Origin of the sequence: Phaeobacter sp. JH20_37 (assembly GCF_048056015.1) — a bacterium.
Taxonomy (GTDB): Bacteria; Pseudomonadota; Alphaproteobacteria; order Rhodobacterales; family Rhodobacteraceae; genus Phaeobacter; species Phaeobacter bryozoorum.
In genome coordinates this window covers 288,357-310,275 of the sequence record NZ_JAYMWW010000014.1, presented here as the reverse complement: position 1 = coordinate 310,275, position 21,919 = coordinate 288,357, and the positions used below count along the sequence as shown (strand labels likewise).

20 protein-coding genes and 1 other RNA gene are annotated in these 21,919 nt (G+C 63.4%); 9 read left to right on the top strand and 12 right to left on the bottom strand.

Annotated features, from left to right (window positions below; all coding sequences use genetic code 11):
• Positions 1-12: 12 nt before the first annotated feature.
• Entirely contained in the window at positions 13-897 is an 885-nt protein-coding gene (locus VWZ87_RS12820) for a LysR family transcriptional regulator ArgP (RefSeq protein WP_340546050.1), read from the top strand.
• A gap of 20 nt (positions 898-917) precedes the next feature.
• A complete protein-coding gene (locus VWZ87_RS12815; RefSeq protein WP_416535106.1) occupies positions 918-1,838 on the top strand; it encodes a hypothetical protein in 921 nt (306 codons plus the stop codon).
• A gap of 9 nt (positions 1,839-1,847) precedes the next feature.
• Here the strand turns inward: VWZ87_RS12815 and VWZ87_RS12810 are convergent, their stop codons facing one another.
• Both VWZ87_RS12810 and VWZ87_RS12805 read right to left on the bottom strand, forming a co-directional pair.
• The gene (locus VWZ87_RS12810) at positions 1,848-2,318 is read right to left on the bottom strand and encodes a GNAT family N-acetyltransferase (protein ID WP_416535105.1); all 471 of its coding nucleotides are present in this window, start codon (positions 2,316-2,318) and stop codon (positions 1,848-1,850) included.
• 88 nt (positions 2,319-2,406) lie between these two features.
• A complete protein-coding gene (locus tag VWZ87_RS12805; protein ID WP_340546053.1) occupies positions 2,407-3,147 on the bottom strand; it encodes a YebC/PmpR family DNA-binding transcriptional regulator in 741 nt (246 codons plus the stop codon).
• A gap of 180 nt (positions 3,148-3,327) precedes the next feature.
• Here VWZ87_RS12805 and VWZ87_RS12800 point away from each other — a divergent pair, with 180 nt between their 5' ends.
• Complete coding sequence (locus VWZ87_RS12800) at positions 3,328-5,103, top strand: SLC13 family permease (RefSeq protein WP_416535104.1); 1,776 nt, start codon at positions 3,328-3,330, stop codon at positions 5,101-5,103.
• 111 nt (positions 5,104-5,214) lie between these two features.
• The gene (locus VWZ87_RS12795) at positions 5,215-6,885 is read left to right on the top strand and encodes an FAD-binding dehydrogenase (RefSeq protein ID WP_416535103.1); all 1,671 of its coding nucleotides are present in this window, start codon (positions 5,215-5,217) and stop codon (positions 6,883-6,885) included.
• Between the two features lie 51 nt (positions 6,886-6,936).
• On the opposite strand, the gene VWZ87_RS12790 is transcribed toward VWZ87_RS12795, so the two are convergent.
• The 4 genes from VWZ87_RS12790 to mgtE form a co-directional block, all read right to left on the bottom strand.
• The gene (locus VWZ87_RS12790) at positions 6,937-8,715 is read right to left on the bottom strand and encodes an SLC13 family permease (RefSeq protein ID WP_340546056.1); all 1,779 of its coding nucleotides are present in this window, start codon (positions 8,713-8,715) and stop codon (positions 6,937-6,939) included.
• A gap of 297 nt (positions 8,716-9,012) precedes the next feature.
• Positions 9,013-9,825 carry a TIGR00282 family metallophosphoesterase gene (locus VWZ87_RS12785; protein ID WP_416535102.1) on the bottom strand — a complete coding sequence of 271 codons (813 nt, stop codon included), beginning with the start codon at positions 9,823-9,825 and terminating at the stop codon, positions 9,013-9,015.
• 114 nt (positions 9,826-9,939) lie between these two features.
• Positions 9,940-10,500, bottom strand: a complete 561-nt coding sequence (locus VWZ87_RS12780; protein ID WP_416535101.1) for a 5-formyltetrahydrofolate cyclo-ligase — start codon at positions 10,498-10,500, stop codon at positions 9,940-9,942.
• Between the two features lie 60 nt (positions 10,501-10,560).
• Entirely contained in the window at positions 10,561-11,949 is a 1,389-nt protein-coding gene (mgtE, locus tag VWZ87_RS12775) for a magnesium transporter (protein WP_416535100.1), read from the bottom strand.
• Positions 11,950-12,085: 136 nt separating this feature from the next.
• On the opposite strand from mgtE, the gene guaD reads away from it, so the two are divergent.
• Positions 12,086-13,372, top strand: coding sequence for a guanine deaminase (gene guaD, locus VWZ87_RS12770; protein ID WP_416535099.1), 1,287 nt, complete (start codon positions 12,086-12,088; stop codon positions 13,370-13,372).
• Positions 13,373-13,479: 107 nt separating this feature from the next.
• Here guaD and VWZ87_RS12765 read toward each other — a convergent pair whose 3' ends face one another.
• The 3 genes from VWZ87_RS12765 to VWZ87_RS12755 all read right to left on the bottom strand — a co-directional run bounded on the left by VWZ87_RS12765 (position 13,480) and on the right by VWZ87_RS12755 (position 16,167).
• On the bottom strand, positions 13,480-14,820 hold the full coding sequence (locus VWZ87_RS12765) for an 8-oxoguanine deaminase (protein WP_416535098.1): 1,341 nt from the start codon (positions 14,818-14,820) through the stop codon (positions 13,480-13,482).
• 115 nt (positions 14,821-14,935) lie between these two features.
• Positions 14,936-15,730, bottom strand: a complete 795-nt coding sequence (gene hisN, locus VWZ87_RS12760; protein WP_340546336.1) for a histidinol-phosphatase — start codon at positions 15,728-15,730, stop codon at positions 14,936-14,938.
• Positions 15,731-15,795: 65 nt separating this feature from the next.
• The gene (locus VWZ87_RS12755; protein WP_340546062.1) at positions 15,796-16,167 is read right to left on the bottom strand and encodes a helix-turn-helix domain-containing protein; all 372 of its coding nucleotides are present in this window, start codon (positions 16,165-16,167) and stop codon (positions 15,796-15,798) included.
• A gap of 367 nt (positions 16,168-16,534) precedes the next feature.
• Between VWZ87_RS12755 and VWZ87_RS12750 the strand changes: the two genes are divergently transcribed.
• The gene (locus VWZ87_RS12750; protein WP_416535097.1) at positions 16,535-17,503 is read left to right on the top strand and encodes an NADPH:quinone oxidoreductase family protein; all 969 of its coding nucleotides are present in this window, start codon (positions 16,535-16,537) and stop codon (positions 17,501-17,503) included.
• Between the two features lie 59 nt (positions 17,504-17,562).
• Here the strand turns inward: VWZ87_RS12750 and VWZ87_RS12745 are convergent, their stop codons facing one another.
• Positions 17,563-18,456 (bottom strand): LysR family transcriptional regulator, encoded by an 894-nt coding sequence (locus VWZ87_RS12745; RefSeq protein ID WP_416535096.1) that lies wholly within the window; start codon positions 18,454-18,456, stop codon positions 17,563-17,565.
• A gap of 127 nt (positions 18,457-18,583) precedes the next feature.
• Between VWZ87_RS12745 and VWZ87_RS12740 the strand changes: the two genes are divergently transcribed.
• From VWZ87_RS12740 to VWZ87_RS12730, 3 genes are all read left to right on the top strand, one after another.
• Positions 18,584-18,799, top strand: a complete 216-nt coding sequence (locus VWZ87_RS12740; protein ID WP_340546065.1) for a DUF1127 domain-containing protein — start codon at positions 18,584-18,586, stop codon at positions 18,797-18,799.
• 508 nt (positions 18,800-19,307) lie between these two features.
• On the top strand, positions 19,308-20,084 hold the full coding sequence (locus VWZ87_RS12735; RefSeq protein ID WP_416535095.1) for a Bax inhibitor-1 family protein: 777 nt from the start codon (positions 19,308-19,310) through the stop codon (positions 20,082-20,084).
• 115 nt (positions 20,085-20,199) lie between these two features.
• Complete coding sequence (locus VWZ87_RS12730; protein ID WP_416535094.1) at positions 20,200-20,673, top strand: GNAT family N-acetyltransferase; 474 nt, start codon at positions 20,200-20,202, stop codon at positions 20,671-20,673.
• Positions 20,674-21,072: 399 nt separating this feature from the next.
• Here VWZ87_RS12730 and rpmG read toward each other — a convergent pair whose 3' ends face one another.
• Both rpmG and rnpB read right to left on the bottom strand, forming a co-directional pair.
• On the bottom strand, positions 21,073-21,240 hold the full coding sequence (rpmG, locus tag VWZ87_RS12725; protein ID WP_007814563.1) for a 50S ribosomal protein L33: 168 nt from the start codon (positions 21,238-21,240) through the stop codon (positions 21,073-21,075).
• A 107-nt stretch (positions 21,241-21,347) separates the two neighbouring features.
• An RNA gene (gene rnpB, locus VWZ87_RS12720) (RNase P RNA component class A) lies at positions 21,348-21,768 on the bottom strand.
• Between the last annotated feature and the right edge of the window lie 151 nt (positions 21,769-21,919).

Here is a 21,919-nt window from a genome sequence, read left to right as displayed (position 1 = left end):
TAAGATCTGCTAATGCAATTCGATCCCAATCACCTCGCCGCGCTATCGGCTGTCTTGCGGCTCGGCTCGTTTGAGGCGGCCGCGCAGGCCTTGCGGGTGACGCCGTCGGCGATCTCGCAGCGGATCCGGGCGCTGGAGGATCGCATTGGCAGCAGCCTGGTGCAGCGCGGCAGCCCCTGTCTGGGCACCGAGGCCGGTCTGCGGATCGCCAAACATGCCGAGGATGTCGCCCTGCTGGAGGCGGCAGTGTCCGACGATCTGCGGCTGGAGCGCGCGCCCGGTGCCTCGCGGCTGCGGGTGGCGATCAATGCCGACAGTCTGGCGACCTGGTTCGTTCCGGTGATGGCGGCCTGCGAGGGGCTGCTGTTTGATCTGGTGATCGACGATCAGGACCACAGCGCCGACTGGCTGCGCCGGGGCGAGGTTTCGGCAGCGGTGACGGCCCGCGCCAAGCCGGTGACCGGCTGCGATGCCCATCCGCTGGGGGCGCTGCGCTATATCGCGACCACCTCGCCTGCATTCCGCGACCGCTGGTTTGCCAGCGGCGTGACCCCGGAGACGGCGCGTCGTGCGCCCTGTCTGATCTTCAACGCCAAGGATCAGCTTCAGGCGCGCTGGCTTGGCGCACATGTGGGGCCGGGAATTGCGCCGCCTGCGCATTTCCTGCCGTCGAGCCAGGGATTCGTCGATGCGGCGCTGGCGGGCGTCGGCTGGGGGATGAACCCCGAGCAGCTGGCTGCGCCCTATCTGACGGCCGAGCAGCTGTGCCCGCTGATCCCAGACACCCCGCTGGATGTACCGCTGACCTGGCAGGTGAGCCGGGTTCTGGCCCCGGCCCTTGCCGATGTGACCCGTGCCGTGCTCAAATCAGCCCGTCGGCATCTGACGCCGATCTAACCACCGGGGGCACGAATACAGTGCCAGAGGACCACAAAGGCAACAGAACGGACGGCAGGTTATCCAGCCTGAAGACAGATCCCGCCCGCAGCTCGCCGGAGCGGCTGCATAGGCTGACGCTGGGCCGCAGTTTCCTGTGGCAGCTGGTGTTGCCACGGCTGCTGGTGCTGCTGACATGGGCGCTGCTGAACACGGTTGTCGTGCTGCCGCTTCGGCTGCTTTATACGCTGGTGCTGATTGATGGGCTGTTGCTGCTGTGGCAGGCGCGCAGTTTCCTGCGCAGCGCCGATGCCCATATTCGCGACACCGGTCATCTGGCGCCGGTCTGGGGCGGCTATCTGGCCATTCTCTTCGCCGGTTTTGCCACGGTGACCCTGTGGTGGGACGCAGTGCTGATCGCCACCACCCCGGAGGAGCCGGATTATGCCGAAACCGAACGGCTGGCGCGCGAGGCGCTATATGATCTGTCGATCACCCCGGATGGGCGTCGGCTGGTCTTTGCCGGGGAAATCCCGCATGGGCTGACGCGCCGGGTGGCGGCGATGATGGCCGAGGCCCCGGCCCTGCGCGAGGTGGCGCTGAGCGGTCCGGGCGGGCTGATCTATGAGGCGCGAGGTGTGGCCCGGCTGATCCGGGAGCGCGCATTGGACACGGTGGCCGAGGGTGCCTGCGCCTCGGCCTGCACCTTGGTCTTTGCCGCCGGAGAGGAGCGCAGGCTCGCCAAGGGAGGCAGCCTTGGGTTCCATTCTTATGCGCTGGCCTTTCCCGGCGGGTTGCCGCAGGTCGATCTGAACCGCGAACAGGCCCGCGACCGCGATTTTCTGATTGCACAGGGGGTCAGCGCCGATTTTGCCGAGCGGCTGTTTGCCACCGACCATCGCCAGCTCTGGACGCCGGATGCGGACGAGCTGCGGCGCGCAGGTGTGCTGACCCGGCCCTAAGGCGCGGGTTTATTGCAGCGATTTGGTCATTCGGTAGTTGTGCAGCATCACGCCGCGCCGTTCGAAATCGCGCCGCCCCTCATCGCTGAAGCCCTGCCGGGTGAAGAAGCGCTTTGCGGCCTCGCTTGCCTCGACATAGAGGATCTTCAGCCCCAGATCGCGCGCCCGGATCTCCAGCTGACGATAGAGCGCCACGCCGACGCCTGTGCCCGCCACATCCGGGTGGCAGTAGAAACAATCAATATGGCCGTCCTGCTCCAGCTCGATAAAGCCCTGCGGCTGATCGCGGCCGTCAGCCGCAACGAAGATGACCCGCCCGTCCAGAGCCCGGCTTTGCCAGACCGTGGCGGGGGCGGCTTCCGGGCTCCATGCGGCGCATTGCGCGGCGGTGTAGTCCTGCCGCGCAACACCATGCACGGCGGCATGAAAGATCTGCGCCACTGCGGCGGCATCTTCGGCGCGGAACTCTCTGATCTGCATCGGGTGGCCTTTCTACAGCATTCCCAAGGGGTTCAAAGAAAAAGGCCCGCCGGGCTGGCGGGCCTTGAAAATCGCATCGGACGCTGGCTCAGAGCTGCGCCATCACCTCGTCGGAGGCTTCAAAATTGGTGGTGACCCGCTGCACGTCGTCGTCATCTTCCAGCGCATCCACCAGCTTCATCAGCTTCTGCATGCCTTCGAGATCCAGCTCGGTTGTGGTGGTGGGTTTCCAGACCAGCTTGGTCGATTCAGATTCGCCCAGTTCAGCCTCAAGCGCAGTGGAGACCTCGTTGAGGTCGGTGTCGGCGCAGTAGATCAGATGCCCGTCCTCGGCGCTTTCGACATCCTCGGCACCGGCTTCGATGGCGGCCATCATGACGGTATCAGCATCGCCGACAGCGGCGGGATATGTCACCTCGCCCTTGCGTTCGAACATGAAACCCACGGAACCGGTTTCGCCGAGGTTGCCACCATTCTTGGAGAAGGTGGAGCGCACGTTGGAAGCGGTGCGGTTCTTGTTGTCGGTCATGGTTTCGACGATCACGGCGACACCGTTGGGGCCATAGCCCTCATAGCGGATTTCGTCGTAGTTCTCGGCGTCGCCGCCGGTGGCTTTCTTGATCGCGCGGTCAATCACATCCTTGGGGACGGACTGGCTCTTGGCTTCCTTGACGGCCAGACGCAGACGCGGGTTCTTGTCCGGGTCGGGGTCGCCCATCTTTGCGGCGACGGTGATTTCCTTGGAGAGTTTCGAGAACAGTTTCGACCGCGCGGCGTCCTGACGGCCCTTGCGGTGCTGGATGTTCGCCCATTTGGAATGGCCTGCCATGGTGCATCCTTGCTAATTCAATTTCGGATCTGGCGCCCATATAGCCCCGACACCGGGGGGCTTTCAAGCGCCCCATATCCGGCCCGGCGCACCATGCGGGCGGTGACAGCCGTGAGCCGCACTGCATCCGGCGTGCAGGGAGGCGCTTGTCCCGCAGCGCGCAACCGCTAGAGTGGCGCCATGACATTTGACCAGATTGTATTGTTCGCCCTCTTCGCTGCTGTCTTTGGCCTGCTGCTGTGGGGCAAGTATCGCTATGATATCGTGGCTTTTTCCGCATTGATGGTGGCGGTCCTGCTGGGGGTGGTGCCTGCCAATGACGCCTTTGCCGGATTTGGCCATCCGGCAACATTGGTGGTGGCACTGGTGCTGGTGGTTTCGGCCGGGCTGGTGCGCTCGGGTGCGGTGTTTCTGATCACCCGCACGCTGGTCGACAGCAGCCGCAATCTGGGCGCACATATCGCGCTGATGGGTGGTATCGGTGCGGTGCTGTCGGCCTTTATGAACAATGTGGCGGCGCTGGCGCTGCTGATGCCGGTGGACATCCAGACCGCGCGCAAGGCCGGGCGGGCGCCGGGGCTGAGCCTGATGCCGCTGTCCTTTGCCACCATTCTGGGCGGTATGGTGACGCTGATCGGCACGCCGCCCAATATCATTATTGCGTCGATCCGGGCCGAAACTCTGGGCGAACCCTTCGGAATGTTCGACTTTGCCCCGGTCGGCGGCATCGCGGCGCTGGCGGGGCTGCTGTTTGTGGCGCTGATCGGCTGGCGGCTGATCCCGCTGCGCCAGAATGCGGCCGGCGACTCGGAGGCACAGCTGTCGCAGTATATCGCCGAGCTGACGGTGCCCGAAGGATCGGGCCTGATCGGTCAGCGTCTGGGCGAGCTGGACGCGGAAGCCGACAAGGCCGATGTGGCGATCCTCGGGCTGATCCGCGACGGCAAGCGGCTCTATGGGCGCGCGGCGGGTCAGCTGCTGCGGGCCGGTGATGCGCTGGTGCTGGAGGCCACGCCCGAGGCGCTGGATGAATTCCGCACCGCCGCCTCGCTCGATTTTGCCGATGCCGCCCGGCAGGAGAAGCTGGGCGCCGCGGGTGATGGGCTGGAGCTGGTCGAGGTGGTGGTGCCGGAAACCGCCCGTATCAAGGGGCGCAGCGCGCAGGCGCTGGGTCTGGCCTGGCGGCAGAACACCGTGCTGATGGGGCTGGCGCGGCAGGGCCGCCGCCTGACCCGGCATATCCGGCAGGAACAGATCGAGGCGGGGGATATCCTGCTGCTGCTCTGCCCGCGTGATCGCGGCACGGATGTCACCGAATGGCTGGGCTGCCTGCCGCTGGCGGAACGCGGCCTGTCGGTCACGGCCAATGACAAGACCTGGCTTGCCATCGCGCTGTTTGCAGGCGCGGTGCTGGCGGCCTCGCTGGGTATCATCTACCTGCCGATTGCGCTGGGGCTGGTGGTGGTGGCCTATGTTCTGACCAAGATCCTGCCGCTGGCGGAATTATACGACCATATCGAATGGCCGGTGGTGGTTCTGCTCGGCTCGATGATCCCCTTGGGGGCGGCGCTGGACAGTGCCGGTGGCACTGCGCTGATCGCCGAGAGCCTGCTGACGCTGACAGCAGGCATGCCCGCCTGGGCCATTCTGACCGTGCTGATGGTGGTGACCATGACGCTGTCGGATGTGCTGAACAACACCGCCACGGCCATTGTCGCGGCCCCGGTCGGGATCCAGATGGCCAATGGTCTGGGCGTGTCGCCGGATCCGTTCCTGATGGCGGTGGCGGTGGCGGCCTCGGCGGCGTTCCTGACCCCCATCGGGCATAAGAACAACACGCTGGTGCTGGGTCCGGGCGGCTACCACTTTGGCGATTACTGGCGCATTGGCCTGCCGCTGGAGGTGCTGATCATCGCGGTCTCCATCCCCGCAATCCTGCTGTTCTGGCCGCTGTGATCGGCGCTGTGGCGCTGCTGTGACCCAACGGCAGGGACCGCAGGGTTTGCGCCGCGCCCCTCTGCACGCTTAGGCTGATCCCACAACCGGGACCAACAGCAGAGGCACGCCATGGGACAGCCGACGGACAACAGCGCAGATGTGATCATCGTCGGGGCCGGGCTGGCCGGGCTGGTGGCGGCAGCCGAACTGGGCGACCGGGGCAAGCGGGTGATCCTGCTGGATCAGGAGCCTGCACATTTCCTGGGCGGTCAGGCGCATTGGAGCCTGGGCGGGCTGTTCATGATCGACACGCCCGAGCAGCGCCGCATGGGCATTCGCGACTGTCCCGATCTGGCGCGGCGCGACTGGTTCGGCAGCGCCCAGTTTGACCGCCCCGAAGACCATTGGCCGCAACGCTGGGCGCGCGCTTATCTGGACTTTGCCAGCGGCGAGATGCGGGCCTGGCTGCATGGTCTGGGAATGCGCTGGTTTCCGGTGGTCGGCTGGGCCGAACGGGGCGGTGGCGACGCCGAGGGGCATGGCAATTCGGTGCCGCGCTTTCACCTGACCTGGGGCACCGGACCGGGGGTGGTCGCCCCCTTTGCCGCGCGGGTCGAGGCCCATATCGAGGCTGGTCTAATCCAGCCGCGCTTTCGCCATCAGGTGAGCCATATCATCACCCAGGGCGGCACTGTCAAAGGTGTCTCCGGCGAGGTCTTGGCGGCAGATGACGCGCCGCAGGGGGCCCGAACCAACCGTCAGGAAATCGGCGAATTCGAGGTCTATGCGCCCTCGGTGCTGGTCGCCTCGGGCGGGATTGGCGGCAATCTGGATGCGGTGCGCCAGAACTGGCCGGTGGAGCGGCTGGGACCTGCACCGCGCCGCATGGTGGCAGGCGTGCCCTTTCACGTCGATGGGCGGATGATCCCGATTGCGCAGGCGGCGGGCGGCCATGTCATCAATGCCGACCGGATGTGGCATTACACCGAAGGGCTGCGCAACTGGGATCCGATCTGGCCCAACCACGGCATCCGCATTCTGCCCGGGCCATCGTCGATGTGGTTTGACGCCAGAGGCGACCGGCTGCCTGCGCCTTATCTGCCGGGGTTCGACACGCTGGGGACGCTGCGCGAGATCCTCAAGACGGGCCATGATTACAGCTGGTTCATCCTGAGCCAGAAGATCATCCAGAAGGAATTCGCCCTGTCGGGGTCCGAACAGAACCCCGATCTCACCTCCGGCAAATGGGGCGAGGTGCTGCGCGCCCGGCTGTTGTCGCGGGGCAAGGCCCCTGCCCCGGTTGAGGCCTTCAAGAAACATGGTGCGGATTTTGTGGTGGCCGACACGCTGAGCGAGCTGGTGGCGGGCATGAATGAGATCGGCGATGTCGCACTGGAGGAAACCCACCTGCGGCGTCAGATCGAAGCGCGCGATGCCCAGGCCGACAATCCCTTTGCCAAGGATCCGCAGATCATCGCCATCAATGCCGCGCGCAACTACCGGGGCGACCGGCTGATCCGCACCGCCAAGCCGCATCGGATTCTGGACCGCGCCAATGGGCCGCTGATCGCGGTGCGGCTGAATATCCTGACCCGCAAGTCACTGGGCGGTTTGCAGACCGATCTTGACGGGCAGCTGATTGGCGCCGATGGCACGCCGGTGCAGGGACTGTTTGCCGCCGGAGAGGTCGCAGGCTTTGGCGGTGGCGGCTATCACGGCTACAATGCGCTGGAGGGCAGCTTTCTGGGCGGCTGCCTGTTTACCGGCCGTCAGGCAGGCCGGTCCCGCGCCATCGCATGAGCGGCCAAAACCTGCGGTAACTCATGGTTAACAAACTCTTACCGGCCGTTGTTAAAGCGGCCAGAAGAAGGGGATGAGGATGGAGGCCAGAAGGCCGACGCTGAAGTTCAGTGGAATTCCAACGCGCAGGAAGTCGGTGAATTTGTAACCGCCCGGACCGTAGACCAGCATATTGGTCTGATAGCCGATTGGCGTCGCAAAAGAGGCCGAGGCCGCAACCATGACCGCAACCACCAGCGGGCGCGGATCAATGCCCATGGCCTGTGCCAGCCCGACCGCAATCGGCGTGACCACCACCGCCACGGCATTGTTCGAGACCAGCTCGGTCAGGATCGAGGTCAACAGATAGACCGCCCAGACCAGTAGGAACGGCGGCAGCAGAGACAGCGAGGGGGCCACGGCATCCACGATCAGACGCACCGCACCCGAGCTTTCCAGGGCGGCCCCGATCGCGAGCATGGCAAAGATCAGCGTCAGCAGGCGCCCATCGACAAATGAGAAAGCCTCATCCGCGTCGATGCAGCGGGTGATCAGCACGGTGGAGACGGCCAGCACCGACAGCAGCAGGATTGGCGCCACATTGAGCGCGGCGAGCAGCACGATCCCGATCAGCGCGGCAATGGCGATGGGGGCGTGGCGCCGGCGATAGGCGCGCACCGAGGGTTGCGAGACGGCCGCCATATCCATATCGGCGGCTAGTCGCTGGATATCCTCGACATTGCCTTCCAGCAGCAGGGTATCGCCCACGCGCACCACCAGATCCTCAAGCTGCACACCGATGTTCTGATTGCGCCGATGCACCGCCAGCACATAAACGCCATAGCGCCGCCGCAGGCGCATCGCGCCGAGCGACCGTCCCACCATGCGGCATCCGGGGGTGATCAGCACCTCCACGGTTGTGGTTTCCACGGTGGAGACCTGATCGACGCGCTTCAGCTCCTTGTTGCGTTGCAGGCTGAGGAGTTCGGTCATCTGGGTGCGCAGCACCACGCGGTCGCCGACCTGAAGCTCAACCCCTTTCAGCGCGTTGCGCAGCGAGATATCGCCGCGAATGACATCGACCAGACGGACGCCGGGCCGTTTGAACAGCTGCACGCCGGTGACTTCGCGGCCGATCAGGTTGCTGTCCGGGGGGATCACCGCCTCGGTGAAGAATTTCATGCGGGACCGGTCGCTGAGCAGGCTGGCCATGCTGCTGCGATCCGGCAGCAGGCGCGGCGCGATGAAGCGCAGGTAGATCATGCCCCAGATCACCAGAATGATGCCAAGCGGTGTCACTTCGAAGATGGTGAAAGGCGTCAGCCCCTGCGCCCGCGCGACACCGTCAACCAGCAGGTTGGTAGAGGTGCCGATCAGCGTCAGCGTGCCGCCCAGAATGGCCGCATAGCTGAGCGGGATCAGCATCTTGGAGGCGGAAACGTTCATTGTGCGGGCGATCTGGATGAACACCGGGATCATCACCACCACTACCGGCGTATTCGACACCACCGCCGAGGCGGCTACGACAAAGACCATCAAGAGCGCAATGGCCAGTTTCGGATTGACCTCGGCCTGTTTGCGGGCCTGCGCAGTAAAGGCATCCAGCGCACCGGTGCGCACCAGCGCGCCCATGATGATGAACATGGCCGCAATGGTCCAGGGCGCCGGGTTCGACAGCACGGGCAATGCCGCCTGATAGGGCAGAACGCCGGTTGCCAGCATCGCCGAGACACCGGCCAGCGCCACCACCTCGGTCGGGAAGGTTTCCCGCAGGAAAGCGGCAAACATGGCCACCACGATCAGCAACGTCAGAACCGCGCCACCGGTTTCGCCAAGGGGAATGAACTGCATCAGGGGTAAAGACATCCAAGAGGTTGAGAGATCAATCATCGGCGACCTGAAAGAACTGCGCGAACCGCCTCGCATATCGCGCGGCCCAAGGGAGTGAACCTGATCCGGTCACCGGAGGCAAGTGTTTCGCAACACGATGGGAGCATCTGGTCCCTATTTAGCGGTCCTTTGCGAATAAGCTTCGGAATTTGAGGGGTTTGGCGGGCTAATATCCCGCCCCGCCTGCCCAGATTTCGCGCATGGAACGGGCGGGGTTGCCGTGGCCTGCACTAGGGGGCCTGGATCGGGTGGCCAGCGTCAGGGAGTTGCCTGCTCGAGAAGGCCGCCGACCCGGATCATGCGGATCGATTTGGCCGCCCCGGTGTGATCATCGGTTTCGACAAAAACACCCGACAGGGTTGCCGGGCCTTCGGCCGGGGTAAAGCGGTTCTTGGGCATGCCGGTGAGAAAACGGCGCATCGGTTCGGCTTTCTCCATGCCGATCACCGAGTTGTAATCGCCGCACATGCCAGCATCGGTCAGATAGCCGGTGCCCTCCGACAGGATCTGCGCATCGCCCGTCGGCACATGGGTATGGGTGCCCACCACCAGCGACGCGCGGCCATTGCAGAAATGGCCCATCGCCATCTTCTCGGAGGTGGCCTCGCAGTGCATATCCACGATCACCGCCTGCGCCAGCCCGCCACGCGGGTGCGATTTCAGCACCGCCTCAACGGCGCCGAAGGGATCATCATAGGCCCGTTTCATGAACACCTGCCCCAGCGCCTGCACCACCAGCACCTTGCGCCCGCCCGGAGCATTGAACAGCCGGTAGCCGCGCCCCGGCGCGTTTTTGGCAAAATTCAGCGGCCGGATGATGCGCGGCTCTTTCTCAATGGCCTGCAACATGTCCTTCTGGTCAAAGGCATGATCGCCAAGCGTCAGGCAATCGGCCCCGGCATCCAGCAGCAGCTTGGCGTGTTCGCCATTGAGCCCCATACCGTTTGAGGCATTCTCGCCATTGACCACGACAAAATCGAGCCGCCAGTCCTTGCGCATCTGCGGGAGGTGTTCGGAAATGGCCTTGCGTCCCGCACGGCCCATGACATCGCCAAGAAATAATAGTCGCATTGCCGCGTGGTACGCCGTTGCAAGGCTCAGGACAAGAGCCGCGTTGCGGGTGCAAAACTTTTTAAAAGTTTTGCCAAGGTTTTTTGACAAACCCTTGGCCCGTCGCAGCAGGTGTCAGCCGAACTGCAACACCCGGCTTTCGGTGATCAGCATGTCCAGCGGCTGGTCGGTGGGCTCCAGCGGCAGGCTTTCGACCTCCTGCGCGTCAAAGGCAAAACCGATGGCGAGGGTTGGACGTTTGGCCCGCAGCAGCTCCAGAGTGCGGTCATAAAAGCCGCCGCCATAGCCCAGCCGCCCGCCGCGCGCATCAAAGGCGACCAGCGGCACGATCAGGATTTCCGGTTCGAAATAGTCATCGACCTCCGGCACCTTTGCCCCAAAGGGACCGTCACGCAGCGCGCCATCAGGCTGCCAGCGGCTGAAGTTTAGCGGTGTATCCTTCGCCTTGATCACCGGCACACCAACAGGGCCATGGGCGGCGGCTTCCGCCATCGCAGGAAGCGGGTCGATCTCGGTGCGGATCGGCATATAGCCCGACAGCGGCACGCCGCGATAGCCTGCCAGCACCTCCGAGAGATGCCCCGCGACACCGGGTTTATTCATGTCAAAGGCGGCCTTGCGGCGCTGAAAGGCCGCCTTGCGGGCGTCGGCCTTGATCCGGGTGAGGTCATCCATGATGCGGCTCCTGTCAAAGCAAGTGAACACCACCCGGACGGGCAGCAACAGCGGGCAGGATCAGAGCAGCAACACCCCGGCCAGCCCGAGAAAGGCAAAGAAACCAACGATATCCGTGACCGTCGTCACAAAGGCGCCGGAGGCCAGCGCCGGGTCGACGCCGATTTTCTCCAGAATAATCGGCACCGCTGTCCCCGCCAGCCCCGCGACGACCAGATTGATCACCATAGCGACGGCGATCACGACGCCCAGCATGGGTGAGCCAAACCACAGGATGCCGACAACGGCCATGATCAGCGCAAAGGCGAGGCCGTTCACCAGCCCCACCAGGACCTCCCGCCGGATCACCCGCCAGACGTTGGAGCCGGTGAGGTCGCGGGTGGCCAGCGCGCGCACCGCCACGGTCAGCGACTGGGTGCCGGCATTGCCACCCATCGAGGCCACAATGGGCATCAGCACCGCCAGCGCCACAAATTCCGCAATCGTCGCCTCGAACTGGGCAATCACCAGCGAGGCCAGAATCGCCGTTGCCAGATTCACCGCCAGCCAGGGAAAGCGTTGTTTCGTGGTGGCCATGACCCGGTCGGCCAGGCTGCCCTCACCGACACCGGCCAGACGCAGGATGTCTTCTTCATGTTCCTCATCCAGCACGATCATGGCGTCATCCATGGTGATGACACCAACCAGCCGCCCCTCGTCATCGACAACCGGGGCCGAAATCAGGTGATACTGGTTGAAGGCATAGGCGACGTCTTCTTCGTCCTGATCGGCGGGAATGATCTGAAAGGTGTCTTCGACGATCTCGCTCAGCCGCACCTCCCGTTTCGAGGACATGATACGGCCAAGCGTGACATTGCCCACCGGGTGCAGCCGCGGGTCGACCAGAACCACATGGTAGAACTGATCCGGCAGGTGTTCGGATTCACGCATGAAATCAATCGCCTGCCCCACCGTCCAGTGGTCGGGAGCCATCACCACCTCGCGCTGCATCAGACGGCCGGCGGAGTTCTCCGGGTAGCTCAGCGATTGCTCCACCGCGACCCGGTCGGCATCTTCGAGCGTATTGAGGATGGCCGCCTGCTGAGGCTCTTCCAGATCCTCCAGAAGGTCGACCACATCATCGCTTTCGAGGTCGCGCACCGCCTCGGCCAGAACCTGCGGCGCCAGCAGCGAAATCACCTCTTCGCGGATTGATTCATCCAGTTCCGACAGGATCTCGCCGTCGAATTCGCGGTCATAAAGGCGGATCAGGCGGCCACGTTCGTAGGCGCTGATCTGTTCCAGAAGGTCGGCGATGTCAGCGGCGTGCAGCGGCTCCATCAGCTCGGTCAGCTGAGGCTGGTCATCGGCCTCCACCGCCTCCAGAATCTGGGCAACCCGTTTGCGGTCCAGCTCGTAGGCATCCTCGAATGTGGCATCGACTGGCTCTTTTTGGTCATCTGCGATCATTCCGAGGCCCCTTTTGGTGATTGCTTCTGGAATAAAAGAAGCTGTTACCGAAAAACAATGACAATGACGTAATTTACCGTCGATGTCGCTGCGCGTATCCTGCGCATCGCAGTTTGGCAAGAAAGGACCGCGTTGGATGCAGGCAGAATTTATCTTACGGGGGCAGGTCCTATCATTTGCGGGAGACCCGTTTGAGGGCGACCACCCCGAGGCTGCGGCGACGCTGCATGAAGCGGTGGCGATTGGTGGTGGCAAGGTGCTGGAACTGGGCGCGGCTGATACGCTGCGCAAGGCCCACCCCTCCGCCAGCCTGGTGGATCACGGCAATCACCTGATCCTCGCCGGCTTTGTCGATGCCCATGTGCATTTCCCGCAGACCGCGATCATTGCCAGCTGGGGCAAGCGGCTGATCGACTGGCTGAACAGCTATACTTTCCCCGAGGAGATGCGTTTTGGCGACCGTGGCTATGCCGATGAAATCGCAGGCCGCTATCTGGATCTGACACGGGCCAATGGCACCACCACGATGTGCAGCTACTGCACCATCCACCCCGAAAGCGTGGAGGCGTTTTTCAGCGCTGCGCAGGCGCGCGGGCAGCGCGTGGTTGCGGGCAAGACCTGCATGGACCGCAACGCCCCGGAAGGCCTGCGCGACACCGCGCAATCGGCCTATGACGACAGCGCTGCATTGATTGGCCGCTGGCATGGGGTGGACCGGCTGTCCTATGCGATCACGCCACGGTTCTCGCCCACCTCGACCCCCGAACAGCTGGAGGCGATGGGCGCGCTTTGGGCCGAGCACCCAGACTGCCTGATGCAGACCCATCTGAGCGAGCAGACCGACGAGATTGCCTGGGTGAAATCGCTGTTTCCCGAGGCCCGGGACTATCTGGACACCTATGAGCAATTTGGCCTGCTGGGCGAACGTGGCCTCTACGGTCATGCGATCCATCTGGAAGACCGCGAGCGCGCCCGTCTGCGCGAGGTTGGCGCGGCGCTGGTGCATTGTCCAACCTCCAATACCTTCATCGGGTCTGGGCTGTTCGACATGGCCGGGCTGATGGCTGAGGGGCAACGCATTGGTCTGGCGACGGATACCGGTGGTGGCTCCAGTTTCTCGATGCTGCGCACCATGGCGGCGGCCTATGAAATCGGCCAGCTGCGCGGGACGCCGCTGCATGCTGCACAATTGCTGTGGCTGGCCACCCAAGGCTCGGCCCGCGCGCTGCGCATGGAGGCCCAGATCGGCAATCTCGCCCCGGGCATGGAGGCCGATCTGGTGGTCCTGGATCTGGCCTCAACCCCGGCGATTGCGCAGCGCTGCGCGGGGGCGCGCGATCTCTGGGAGGCGATCTTTGCCACCATCATGATGGGCGATGACCGGGCGGTGACCGAGGTCTGGATCAACGGCGCGCGCAGCTGAGCCGGGCACCGAGGGGGAAAGAGGCGCTGATGCGCCTCTGCCTCCGGCGGGGATATTTCGGGCCAGAAGATGAGCGCAGCGCGCTGTCGCCGATCTGGTCAGCTGCGTCAGGCCAGCTGCATCAGCCGTGTGGTGGCTTTTTGGTGCCGTTCAAGAAGGTCTGGCAGATCCACTGTCGCCAGCGTGGCATCGCGGATGATCTGGCGCCCTTCGACAAAGAGATGTTTCACCTGCGCCGGCCCCGCCAACAGCAGCGCCGCCGGATCCCAGCTGCCGCTGGAGGCGATGCCGGTCACGTCCCAGATCGCGATATCGGCACGTTTGCCCACCGCCAGCTGGCCGACATCGCGCCGCCCCAGCACCTCCGCGCCGCCACGGGTGGCAATCTCCAGCGCCTCATAGGCGCTCATGGCATCAGCCCCCCGTGCGACCCGCTGCAAGAGCATCGCCTGACGGGCTTCGCTGATCAGGCTGGCCATATCATTGCTGGCCGATCCATCCACGCCGAGACCAACCGGCACCTGCGCATCGCGCATGGCGCGCAGCGGCGCGATGCCGCTGCCAAGGCGGCAGTTGGAACAGGGGCAATGGGCAACGCCGGTTCCTGTCCGGGCAAAGAGGTCGATTTCCCCGGCATCCAGTTTCACGCAATGGGCATGCCAGACGTCGGGGCCGGTCCAGCCCAGATCTTCGGCATATTGGCCGGGACGGCAGCCGAACTGCGCCAGGGAATAGGCGATATCCTCGTCGTTTTCGGCCAGATGGGTGTGCAGCATCACCCCCTTGTCGCGGGCCAGAAGCGCAGTGTCGCGCATCAGTTCGCGGCTGACGGAAAACGGTGAACAGGGCGCCAGCGCCACCCGGCACATGGAGCCTTCGGCGGGGTCATGGAACCGGTCCACGACGCGGATCATATCGTCGAGAATGGCGCGTTCCTCCTCGACCAGACTGTCCGGCGGCAGGCCGCCCGCGCTTTCGCCGATGCTCATGGCGCCGCGCGTCGGCTGGAAGCGCAGACCGATATCACCCGCCGCCTCGATGCTGTCCTCCAGCCGGGTGCCATTGGGATAGAGGTAGAGGTGATCGGAGGTGAGCGTGCAGCCCGAGAAGGCCAGTTCGGCCAGCCCCAGCTGGGCGGAGACATGGATGTCATCCGGGGTGAAGGCCGACCAGATCGGATAGAGCCGTTTGAGCCAGCCAAACAGCAGCGCGTCCTGCGCGCCGGGCACCGCGCGGGTGAGATTCTGATAGAGATGATGATGGGTGTTCACAAGGCCCGGGGTCACCACGCAGCCCCGGCCGCTGATCCGCTCGCCCTCTGTGGTGAGATCGCTGCCGATCTCGGCGATCACGCCGTCGCGGATCCGCAGATCGGCATGGGTCAGCTGGCGGCGCTGATCATCCATTGTCAGCGCGATATCAATATCTTCGATCAGAATTTCAGGCACAGGTCACACTCCGTCAGGCCGCCCATTTCGGTTCAGAAGTGTGATGGCGCGCCGACAGAATATGGGCAAAGGACTCGGCGCGTGGCCGAACCCTAATGGATTGCCCGAGGTCGTTTCAAGTGGTTTTGCGGATCAGGGCAAGCGCCGCGGCATGAAGCTCGGCGGTGGCTGCGGCCAGGACCTGACCGCCCTCATGCGCAGGCTCCCCCTGCCAGTTGGTCACCACGCCACCGGCGGCCTCGATGACCGCGATCGGCGCCTGGATGTCGTAGGCGTTGAGCCCGGCCTCGATCACCAGGTCACATTGCCCGGCGGCCAGCAGCGCGTAGGCGTAGCAATCCATCCCGTAGCGGGTCAGCTGCACTTCGCTGGCGACCCGCTGGAAGGCAGCGCGTTCCGCTGCGCTGCCGACTTCGGGAAAGGTGGTGAACAGCGTGGCCGCCGACAGATCCGATGTCTTGCGGGTGCTGAGTGCGACCTCCCCCAGCGGGCCGGTCAGACTGGCCCCCTCGGGCGTACCGATGAACCGCTCACCGATATAGGGTTGATCAATGATGCCGAGGAAAGGGCCATCCGCATCGCCAAGGGCAATCAGCACCCCCCAGGTCGGGGTGCCACTGATAAAGCCACGGGTGCCGTCGATCGGGTCCAGCACCCATATGCGCCCGGACTGGCCACGGGTCTCGCCGTATTCCTCGCCGAGGATGCCGTCCTCGGGCCTGAGTTGCGAAAGCACCGCGCGCATCGCCTGTTCGGCGGCCCGGTCGGCGATGGTGACGGGATCGAAACCTTCGTCCAGCTTGTTGTCGGATTGCAGCCCGGCTGAGCGGAAATAGGGCAGGATCGCCTGACGTGCGGCATCGGCCATCCGATGGGCAACGTCCAGATCTGAAAACGCGGCTGAAGTCATACCCGAAGGGGTGACATTCAACCGCGCATATTTCAAGCCCCAAGCCCCCACTTGAGGCGGGAAAATCAGGCTGCGTCGCTGAGCACGCGCGCCAGTTCGAACAGACGACGGCGCTGGTTTTCAGGAATCGCATAGTAGGAGCGCACCAAATCCAATGCCTCCTTGTCGCCCATCAGATCGTCAGGCACGCGTGCCTTGTCCGACGCCGGGGCATCATCATCTTGCAGACCTTCAAAAAAGAAGCTGACCGGCACGCTGAGCGCGTCGGAAATATCCCAGAGCCGGGAGGCGCTGACCCGGTTTGCACCGGTTTCATATTTCTGGATCTGTTGAAATTTAATACCAACCAGCTCTGCGAGCTGCTGTTGCGTCATGCCGATGAGCCACCGGCGATGCCGGATACGTTTCCCCACGTGCACGTCCACTGGATGAGCCATGCGTTTCTCCTAAGATTTACAAAACTGGGTGCCACCCTAACCGCCTTTTTAAACCCCCGCCCACCCGGCAAATACCGCGTGGTGCCAATGTTGCCAAAAAACCCGACGGGTTTCTGGACAAACGACAAGGTGCTCCCATTGGAGTTGAGTGTACGACCTTAACGGTTGAATTCAAGCGTTCACTCTCGCCGGGGTCAGCACCTGTGCGGCAAACGCATGATTTCATGTACCAATTTTATTTCACTTTTTTGCATGTTTTACACATGTTCTCCACCTCCCCATAAATAGTGAGGTGATCTGAAGGCGAATCTGGCATGGTTTGGCCATTCAGAATCACCTTACCCCATGCCAGATATGGAAAAATGATATGCGCGCCTACAGTGTCAGCAGTTTTGACATTTCCCCGACTATCGCAGAAGTTGACGTAGGATCACCGGGAAGCGGAGAAGTTGCAGTTGCAATACACGCCTGTGGGTTGAATTTTGCCGATCTTCTTCTGCTCCGTGGCAAATATCAGGATACGCCGGACCTGCCATTTATTCCCGGTTTGGAACTGGCGGGCGTCATTCAGGCGCTTGGCCCTGATGTGGAGGGGCTGGCGGTTGGCGATCGGGTGGCGGTGTTTTCCGGTCAGGGCGGGCTGGCGGAGGCCGGGGTGTTTGCGGCCGATCGCGTCACGCGGATCCCCGATGAGATGTCCTTTGCCGATGCGGCGGCGTTTCAGATCACCTATGGCACCGGACTGGTTGCGCTGGATCACTGTGCGCGGTTGCAACCGGGGGAAACCCTGCTGGTCACCGGCGCTGCCGGTGGTGTCGGGCTGACGGCTGTGGAAATCGGCAAACGTCTGGGCGCGCGGGTGATCGCCCATGCGCGTGGAGCCGAGAAGCTGGCCGTGGCCAAGGCGGCGGGCGCGGATCATCTGATCGACGCCGACGAGGATCTGCGGCAGGCGGTCAAGGATCTGGGCGGCGCCGATGTGGTCTATGAGGCGATTGGCGGCGATGTTTGGCAAGCGGCCTTTCGGTCTACCAACCCGGGCGGGCGGCTGCTGCCCATCGGCTTTGCCGGCGGCGAGGTGCCGCAGATCCCGGCGAACCACCTGCTGGTGAAGAACCTCAGCGTTATCGGGTTTTACTTTGGCGGCTACCTGAAGAGCCACCCGGCGGTGGTCAGGGGCGCCATCGCGCGGCTGATCGACTGGTATCGTGACGGCTCGCTGCGCCCACACATCAGCCACCGCCTGCCGCTGGAGGAGACTGACGCAGGGCTGGAGCTGCTGCGCAACCGCAAAGCCACCGGCAAGGTGGTGATCATGATCCGGCCAGAGGCCTAGGCGACGGCAGCCGCCGCCGTGCAGGGCAACCGCAGGGTGCGATCCCTAGGGCGCAGGTCTCAGGCTGCGGTCCAATGGGACTGCGCCGCCGCCAGCGGGGTACTGATGTTGCGAAAGGCCTTCCGTACCAGAAAGGCCAGTTCAGTCACCATCGGCGAGCCAGAGGTCTCTGCCCCATAGAGGTTGATCAGCTGGATCGGCAGATCCGGCAGGCTGCCACCGTGGTCGATCTGTAGCAGATGCGGCGGCTCGGTGCCCTCGATCATGGTGTGGATCGCCAGATCGGCGCTGACCGTCGCCTCGATGGTGCGGTCGCTATCGGTCTCCACCACCATTTCCCAGGCGATCCCGGCGGCGTCCAGCGCGCTCACCACCTTGGGCCGGAAGGTGCAATAGCGGCCAAAGGCCAGTTTCAGCGGGCGCTGCCGCCAGGCTGATCCATTGGGCGCACCAATCCAGCACAGCGGCCGTTTGGCCAGCGTTTCGCCGTTTTCCGAGGTGGCCGTTTCGGTGGTCAGGATCAGATCGCATTCACCGCGCGAAAACTGCTCTTTCAAGGACCGGGTATAGCTGGAGATCAGCTGCACCTTCACCCGTGGGAACGACGCATTGAAACGCTGTAGCACCTGCGGAATCGCCGGGTAGACAATGTCATGCGGCACGCCGAGAACGATTTCACCTTCATAGGCCTGATCGGTGAGCCGCCCGATCACCTCGTCATTCAGTGCCACCATCCGCCGCGCATAGGCCAGCAGCTGCTCGCCCGATGCGGTCAGCGCAATGGTGCGGCCAGAACGGTCCAGCAGTTGCAGGCCCAACAGCTCCTCCAGCCGCTTCAGCTGCATGGAGACCGCCGATTGGGTCAGATGCAGAAAACCGGCCGCGCGGGTCACCCCGCCATTGTCCGCAACCGCCACAAACGAGCGCAGCGTGGTGATATCGAGATTTCGCATCATCACAATCCCTGATGGTTTAAATCATAAACATTCGTTTTTCATATCAATCACACTCCGCCATATACATCAATAGAATTGATCAGACACTGCAACCTCATCAGAGTTCCAGAAAAGGACAAAAATCATGACCTATATGGACAACAGCCTGCGCAACTGCACCTGCGCGCCCCGCCGCTCGTTCCTCGCAACCGTTGCCCAACGCCTCGCCATCTGGCGCGAACGCCGGATGCTGGCCACGCTTGATCAAAGCGCGTTGGACGACATGGGCATCAGCAAGACCGAAGCCCAGGCAGAGGCCCGCCGCCCGATCTGGGACGCGCCGAGCAGCTGGACCCGCTAAAGGCGACGCGCCGACAAGGCTCACACCAAGCCTAATACGAAAAGAGGTCCGCGCTGCGGGCCTTTTGCACCCCCAACAGTCTGCCCCCGGATCAAGGTTGGGAGTCAAGGAACTCTCTGGGACCGTCACCGGAGGTGTCGCCGACGCACGACCGGCGGCCACCTGTGGCGATGCCGTGAAGATGGAATCTTTGTACGTCTTTTGTGGGTTCATGATGTTAGCCTGCAACAGGGTCGCCAGACAGCACCAACAGAACCGCACGCCCAAGTTGTGAGAACTGCCTCAGGGCGATCTCAGAGGGGGCGCGGACCCGGATCCGGAACACTTTGGTCTGGCTCCGTGCAAGCCCTCGCCAAACATCCCAGGTTTTTTGTCGATAATTCCACCGAAACTTCGGTCTACGGCCTTGAACCGCGCCCCGCTTCACCCGATATTTGCGAGGAACGCCAGCTCTCTGCACGCAGCAGGGAAACTGCGCGAGGGAGTTTAAAGACGGAGACCATGATACATGGCACAGTTTGACACCATCCGGTCCACAGCGGGCGCACGCTCTGCGGAGATCGATGCGGGCCTGCGCGCCCATATGAACAAGGTCTACGGCACCATGGCCGTGGGCACATTCATTACATTTCTGGCTGCCTGGGCCATCTCCGGCCTGGCGGTGACCACTGATCCGGCCAATGCCGCAGCCCAGCTGAGTGCCGATAAATACCTGACCAGCATCGGCTATGCGCTTTACGCCTCGCCGCTGAAGTGGGTGATCATGTTTGCCCCGCTGGCCTTTGTGTTTGGCATCGGCGCCGCCGCGAACCGCATGTCGGCCGCGGGCGTCCAGCTGCTGTTCTACGTCTTCGCCACCGTGATGGGCCTGTCGATCAGCTCGATCTTCCTAGTGTTCACCGGCGAAAGCATCGTGCAGGTGTTCCTGATCACCTCCATCGCCTTTGCGGGCCTGTCGCTGGTGGGCTACACCACCAAGAAAGACCTCAGCGGCATGGGCGCCTTCCTGATCATGGGCCTGATCGGCCTGATCGTGGCGTCTATCGTCAACATTTTCCTGGCGTCGTCGGCAATGGCCTTTGCGATCTCGGTGATTGGCGTGCTGATCTTTGCGGGCCTCACCGCCTATGACACCCAGCGGATCAAGAACGACTATCTCCAGCACGCCCATATGGGCGACCAGGAATGGCTGGCAAAATCCGCGATCATGGGCGCGCTGAGCCTCTATCTGGACTTCATCAATATGTTCATGATGCTGCTCCAGCTGCTTGGAAACCGCGAATAACGCGTCTCCTTCCAGAGCCAACCAAGACCGGGGCGGATCATCACGATCCGCCCTTTTTCTTTGCCCGCGCTGCCGTTGCGGCCGGGACATGTCACGCAACGAATTTGAGACCCCGATGAGATTGATTGATATCGCCCCAAAAGAGGCGCACCGCATTGTCCCGCTGCTGCAAGAGCTGCACGCGCTGCATGTCACCCACCAGCCTGACCGCTACCCGGCCGATCCTGATGGTGCAGCGCTGGCCCGCTGGCTTGAGACATGGCTGAGCGAGCCAAGCCTGACCGCCCGCGCCGCCGTCAGCCCGCAGGGGCGGATCATGGGCTATGTCATCTACGGCATCGAGGAGCGCCCTGCCCTCCCCGTCCGCAGGGCCGAGACCCGCGCCATGCTGCACCATGTCGCCGTCGCCAAGAGCTGGCAGCGCATGGGTGTCGCAACCGCGCTGATCACCGATATGAAGCGTTCTGTGGCGGCCAAGGGCGTTCCGGTGATCGCCACCACATACGCCCCCTTCAACACCGCCTCTGCGGCGCTGATGCAGCGTATGGGCCTGCTGCCTGTGATGGTCATGGCCGAGTGGCGCCGCTGATCTGCGGCCACAACGAAAAACAGGAGGCGACCCCACCGTCGCCTCCTGTCATGGTCGCTCCCCCGAGCCGACCTGTGGTGCTGTGAACTTCCGAAACCGCGCGCTTCTGGCGCTGCATCCCGGACCCACTCTCTCACCCACATCCCAGGACATATGTGACGGCCAAATGTGGCATTTTCGGGCCGATCCGGCGCGCCGTCGGTGTTTTCATTTACCGAATTTTCATAAAATGCGCGCGACCGGCAGCCCGGCCAGCGGCGCCCGGTCAGTGGCGCCCGGTCAGTCAGGCAACAGCGCGGCCACACGAAAAAGGGCCGCACCCTGGTGCGACCCTTCTGATCTACTGTCCCGAATATCGGGGGCGGTGTCGCGGCCGGAGGCAGCGCAACACCAAGAGGCTTATTTGATTTTGCCTTCTTTGTATTCAACGTGCTTGCGCACGACCGGGTCGTACTTACGCACAACCATTTTCTCGGTCATGGTGCGTGCGTTTTTCTTGGTCACGTAGAAGTGGCCCGTGCCCGCGGTCGAGTTCAGGCGGATCTTGATTGTGGTCGGCTTCGCCATGGTATTCTCCTGCGTCCGAAAAGGCAGGGGCCTCTCGGTAAATTCCTATATGAGCGTGCGCTTTTACCTGCACCACCCCGCGAGTCAATAGGATTCGAGGGGATATTTTGCGCAGAGGGCCTGTAAGCCGGATTTTGTTCCAGGGCCAGGGCCCCTTCGACGACCATTCATCTAGGATGCACATTGCTGTGCACCTCCAGCTGCCAACCCGACCCCTCTTGGCCAAAACATGCCTAGCGGCGGTATCGGCTGACGCCGACCGGCCCGCGCGGGGGTCCTATTTGGCATTGCTCCCGGTGGGGCTTGCCGTGCCGCCCCTGTTGCCAGCGGCGCGGTGGGCTCTTACCCCACCGTTTCACCCTTACCCACATGGGATCACCTGACAGGCAGGCGCATATGGGCGGTCTGTTTTCTGTGGCGCTCTCCGTCAGATCGCTCTGCCCGGGCATTACCCGGCACCGTTGTTTTGTAGAGTCCGGACTTTCCTCGCGACGCCTTGCGGCCCCCCGCGGCCGTCCGGCCCTCTGCGCAGGGGTTGGGGTAGAAACTACTGCGCCCAAGGTCAAGCGGATAGTGCACCGGGGGCGTTGCCCCCTCGCGCCTGCGGCGCTCACCCCCAGGATATTTGCGGCCAGAAGATGCCGGGACGCTCTCTATCTTCTGGCGTCAAATATCCCGG

Excerpts from the sequence above, each read along its gene's own strand:
- VWZ87_RS12745 (WP_416535096.1), bottom strand. The coding sequence starts at position 18,456 with ATGCGAAATCTCGATATCACCACGCTGCGCTCGTTTGTGGCGGTTGCG.
- VWZ87_RS12820 (WP_340546050.1), top strand. The coding sequence starts at position 13 with ATGCAATTCGATCCCAATCACCTCGCCGCGCTATCGGCTGTCTTGCGG.
- guaD (WP_416535099.1), top strand. The coding sequence starts at position 12,086 with ATGCAGGCAGAATTTATCTTACGGGGGCAGGTCCTATCATTTGCGGGA.
- mgtE (WP_416535100.1), bottom strand. The coding sequence starts at position 11,949 with ATGATCGCAGATGACCAAAAAGAGCCAGTCGATGCCACATTCGAGGAT.
- rpmG (WP_007814563.1), bottom strand. The coding sequence starts at position 21,240 with ATGGCGAAGCCGACCACAATCAAGATCCGCCTGAACTCGACCGCGGGC.
- VWZ87_RS12805 (WP_340546053.1), bottom strand. The coding sequence starts at position 3,147 with ATGGCAGGCCATTCCAAATGGGCGAACATCCAGCACCGCAAGGGCCGT.
- VWZ87_RS12810 (WP_416535105.1), bottom strand. The coding sequence starts at position 2,318 with ATGCAGATCAGAGAGTTCCGCGCCGAAGATGCCGCCGCAGTGGCGCAG.
- VWZ87_RS12795 (WP_416535103.1), top strand. The coding sequence starts at position 5,215 with ATGGGACAGCCGACGGACAACAGCGCAGATGTGATCATCGTCGGGGCC.
- VWZ87_RS12780 (WP_416535101.1), bottom strand. The coding sequence starts at position 10,500 with ATGGATGACCTCACCCGGATCAAGGCCGACGCCCGCAAGGCGGCCTTT.
- VWZ87_RS12730 (WP_416535094.1), top strand. The coding sequence starts at position 20,200 with ATGAGATTGATTGATATCGCCCCAAAAGAGGCGCACCGCATTGTCCCG.
- VWZ87_RS12785 (WP_416535102.1), bottom strand. The coding sequence starts at position 9,825 with ATGCGACTATTATTTCTTGGCGATGTCATGGGCCGTGCGGGACGCAAG.
- VWZ87_RS12735 (WP_416535095.1), top strand. The coding sequence starts at position 19,308 with ATGGCACAGTTTGACACCATCCGGTCCACAGCGGGCGCACGCTCTGCG.
- VWZ87_RS12800 (WP_416535104.1), top strand. The coding sequence starts at position 3,328 with ATGACATTTGACCAGATTGTATTGTTCGCCCTCTTCGCTGCTGTCTTT.
- VWZ87_RS12750 (WP_416535097.1), top strand. The coding sequence starts at position 16,535 with ATGCGCGCCTACAGTGTCAGCAGTTTTGACATTTCCCCGACTATCGCA.
- hisN (WP_340546336.1), bottom strand. The coding sequence starts at position 15,730 with ATGACTTCAGCCGCGTTTTCAGATCTGGACGTTGCCCATCGGATGGCC.
- VWZ87_RS12740 (WP_340546065.1), top strand. The coding sequence starts at position 18,584 with ATGACCTATATGGACAACAGCCTGCGCAACTGCACCTGCGCGCCCCGC.
- VWZ87_RS12755 (WP_340546062.1), bottom strand. The coding sequence starts at position 16,167 with ATGGCTCATCCAGTGGACGTGCACGTGGGGAAACGTATCCGGCATCGC.
- VWZ87_RS12790 (WP_340546056.1), bottom strand. The coding sequence starts at position 8,715 with ATGCAGTTCATTCCCCTTGGCGAAACCGGTGGCGCGGTTCTGACGTTG.